The organism is Chitinophagaceae bacterium (genome assembly GCA_030053935.1).
GTDB lineage: Bacteria > Bacteroidota > Bacteroidia > Cytophagales > JASGCU01 > JASGCU01.
On record JASGCU010000128.1, the window covers coordinates 1 to 4,259 of the forward strand.

Here is a 4,259-nt window from a genome sequence, read left to right on the forward strand (position 1 = left end):
GGAGATTATGGTTCCCTAATCGGAGATTATGGTTCCCTAATCGGAGATTATGGTTATCGGATTGGGATTATTGGTTGCCAATCTTATTCTCGAATATTTTTATAAGATTCTGAACCTTTGAAAAAATTTTGTATATTATGGAGATAAGAGTATGATATTCTTATTACAAGAGTGTAATTTTATAAAAAACAGATACACAACACATTTTTTTTATAAATTTATCTATATTTAACACTCTCTTTTTTCTATACCTATTTCAATCAAATAACCCATACAACTCATAATTCATAATAGTATGTATTTTCAAGATTATATGGAAGGGAATGTTTGCTTTGGCTGTGGCACTCAAAATAAAGACGGCTTACATGTCCAAAGTATGTGGAATGGAGAGGAATCAGTTTGCATTTGGAAACCCGAAAAGAAATATGCGGGTTGGAAAAATCTTTTGAATGGAGGAATAATATCTACCCTTATAGATTGCCATTGCATGGGAACAGCAATTGCTGATGCTTACAAAAGAGAAAAGAGAGCATTTGGCTCATATCCCGAATATCGTTATGCTACGGGGAGTTTGTTTGTCAAATATTTGAAACCCACCCCGCTTGATTCTGTTATAGAATTACGTGCTTCTGTCCGAGAAGTGAAAGAAAGAAAAACCATTTTGAGTTGTTTTCTCTTTGCAGATGGTATAAAAACAGCAGAAGCAGAGGTAATAGCAATAAGAGTATATGATAGCAGTAAAATAGAAGCAGAAAATATTTTTAAATAAAATAAATCTCTCGCATCTATGAGTAATCGTTGGTCTTTTGTTTCCGAATGCATATTTGGAATACTTTTTTTAACAACTCTCGTATCCTTTGGGCAGACGAGTACAAATCCTCCTTGGGTAAAGTGGAAAAATGTAGAAACGGAGCATTTTCGGGTTATTTTTCCTCAAGAATTTGAACGAGAATCTCTCAAAATAACACAATTTTTAGAGTCCATGCACGCTCCTGTTTCTCATTCTTTGAGAAAGAAACCGAATCGTATTTCTATTATTTTACAAAATAGAAATTTTATTTCCAATGGGTTCGTTTCCCTATTCCCAAGAAGATCAGAATTTTTCACTACACCTCCACAAGATTATAGATTTTTAGGAAGTAATGATTGGCTGAAGCTCTTAGCAATACACGAATACAGGCACGTTGTACAGTATGAGCAGATGCGGGGTAATTTTTTTCATATAATTATGGGAGAGTTAGGATGGTCTCTTATCACATCTGTATTACTTCCGCAGTGGTTTTTGGAAGGCGATGCGGTAGGAACAGAAACCGCTCTTTCCCTGTCGGGACGTGGCAGAATTCCCGAATTTCAATTGCTTCATCGGGCAAATCTTTTGGATAAAAAACCATTCCCTTATTCCAAACAATACCTTCGTTCTTATAAAGATATGATACCCAATCATTACCTGACGGGTTATTTATACACATCTTATATGAGACGAAAATATGGAGAAAATATATGGGGAAATGTTATACAGCATCTGCAAAAACCAATACATCTCAGGTCTTTTTCAAGAGCAATGAAAAAAGAAACGGGAAAAAATATTATCCAACATTACGAAGCAATGACAGAAGAACTTACCACCTTGTATAAAAAACAGATAGATGGAATTGCCCTTACTCCCACGCAAACAATAACGAAGAGAAAAAAAAATAGTATCTATACGGACTATGAATATCCGCAGCTCTTAACCAATGGAGATATCATCGCTTTGAAATCGGGATTGGGAGATATATTAACATTAGTAAAAATAAAACCCACATCAGGCAAAGAAGAGATTCTCTATCAATTAGGTATTTACAACTCTACAGGTTATCTTTCATCTCAAAAAAATAAAGTAGTATGGAATGAATTTCGCTATCATCCGCGATGGAATATTGAAAGTTATGGGGTAATCATGCTTTTTGATATGGAAACCAAAAAAGCAAAACAACTTACCAAAAAAAGTAAATACGCCGGAGCCGCTCTTTCTCCCGATGCTACACAAGTCGTAACCACAGAAACTGATATTGCAGGAAAGCATACCCTCTTGATATTAGATGCACAAACAGGAAAAATGCTCAAAACATTTTTGAACAAGCAAAATTATTTTTACAGCATGCCACAATTTTCTAATGATGGAAAGTATATTACCTCTCTCAAGCAAAAAGATGGAGAAAAATACATTGTCAGCATTGATATACAAACGGAAGCAGAAGAAATATACCATTCAGGAAAAGAAGAAGTATTCGGAAATCCCATTATGTCGGATAATTATCTTTTTTACAGCTCCTCTTACAGTGGCATTGACAATATTTATGCTATTGAAAGAAAAAATAAAAAAAAATACCAAGTGACCTCTGCTCGTTTAGGAGCATATAATCCCCATATCAGTTCAAACGAAACCATTTTTTATAACGATTTTAGTAAAGATGGGCATAATATTGTTTCCGCAAAAATAAACCCCGATGCTTGGATTCCTTTAGAGAAAGTGGAACAAAAGGACTTCAAATATTATGAACCATTAGTAACCCAAGAACAAAAATATTATATTCCCCATGACACACCGAAAGTGAATCTTACAGCCAAAAAATATCAAAAATGGAAGCACTTTTTCAATCCCGTATCTTGGGGATTTGCAGGAGTATCTTCTCCGTTTTTATTAGGAACAAGATTAGAACTCGGAATGGTATCTAAAGATGTTCTGAGTCGTTCTCAACTTTCCATTTCTTATATATATGACTATGGTGAAAAAACTCATAGTGTTTTGAATTCTTTTTTTTGGTATGCTTGGCATCCTATCATCGGTTTATCCCTAAAATATGGAGAACGTCGTCCAACCGAAAAGATACTTGCAGATAGTAGCATAACTCATTATTGGAGAGAGACAATTCCACAGATATCTATTACTCTTCCTTACAACATAACTCATAACAGCTATAACACCTCCATTGTTTTTTCGGGTATAGGAGGGATTGTGAATACTACCTACTTTTCTCAAAATTACTTAACCTACGTAGGTTATTCACTTCGTTTTCAAAGATTATTAAAACAAAGCAAACGAGATATAAATAGCAAATTTGGGCAGTACATCAGTGTTTCACAAAGGCATTCTGTAGATAATAAAGTGTGGATACTAGGATTACAAGGGGGAATATTTTTGCCAAGTTTGTGGAAACATCATTCTGTATTACTCACTGCGGGTTTTCAACAGCAAAAAATACGAGATGATGGTTATGTTTTCCCTACATCTATTGGTTTTACACGAGGGATAAGTTATACGAGGTATCAACAACTCTCCCTTGCCTCAATAAATTACGCTCTTCCTCTAACGCATCCGGATTTTGAAATACACAGAATAGTATATTTTCAAAGAATAAAAGCAAATATTTTTTTTGATTATGGCTATGGCGAAAGGTTTTTCAATTTCCCCTCACAAAAATTTTATAGTACGGGCATAGAACTCACCTCCAACCTCAATGTTTTTAACTATTTGCCTTTATTATTAGATGTAGGAATACAAGCGGGCTACTCTTCCGAAGGATTTTTTTATAATATCCTTCTCAATTTCTAAACTTGTCTCTCTCTTTTATACCTTGCCCCACTGCTGACAGACGCTTCAGAGACAAAATAGTTTTTTCTTCAATCAAAGCAAAAGGCAGTATCTTATCAGATATATACATAAAAACTATTGCATAATTATTTTTTGCCTGCAACAGAATTTGCTTATGTAAGCGATACGCCTCTCTCATCCTTCGTCTTATTGTATTCCTATCCACTGCTTTTCTCACTTTCTTTTTAGGAATAGAAAACAGCACCCGAGAAATAGTACCACCCTTCCCATCAATATATTTCACTAAAAACGGATACTGCGAAAACGTAATCCCATTTTTAAACGTCTCATCTATTTCTTTCTTACTGCTCAACCGCTCATTTTTAGAAAAACTACGCAAGAGTGACTCTTCTTTCTGTATCACCAATGACTTTGTTTATATTTGTGTATATATAATTTGCAAGAAAACTCCTAACCCTGAGTAGTAAAAAATTCAATCTACCACTCATAGATGAATATATTGTATTTTGTATATAGGAGATAAAAAATATTAATTATTCATCCCCATTTACGCAAACATTATATTCAAAAAGTGTATGTAATATGTAAAAGGGAAAGGTATGAATTTTTAATTATATATTTGCCTAAGGTGAGAGAAGTATAAGATTATAAAAAAAAAGAGAGC

General features: G+C 34.0%; 3 protein-coding genes. 2 read left to right on the forward strand and 1 reads right to left on the reverse strand.

Annotated elements, in window-relative coordinates; all coding sequences use genetic code 11:
* Positions 1-295: 295 nt before the first annotated feature.
* The gene (locus tag QM536_09460; GenBank protein ID MDI9357236.1) at positions 296-769 is read left to right on the forward strand and encodes a hypothetical protein; all 474 of its coding nucleotides are present in this window, start codon (positions 296-298) and stop codon (positions 767-769) included.
* An 18-nt stretch (positions 770-787) separates the two neighbouring features.
* On the forward strand, positions 788-3,595 hold the full coding sequence (locus tag QM536_09465) for a hypothetical protein (GenBank protein MDI9357237.1): 2,808 nt from the start codon (positions 788-790) through the stop codon (positions 3,593-3,595).
* Here the strand turns inward: QM536_09465 and rnpA are convergent.
* Positions 3,585-3,998, reverse strand: a complete 414-nt coding sequence (gene rnpA, locus QM536_09470) for a ribonuclease P protein component (protein ID MDI9357238.1) — start codon at positions 3,996-3,998, stop codon at positions 3,585-3,587. The two genes, QM536_09465 and rnpA, sit on opposite strands and share 11 nt — an antisense overlap.
* Positions 3,999-4,259 lie beyond the last annotated feature (261 nt).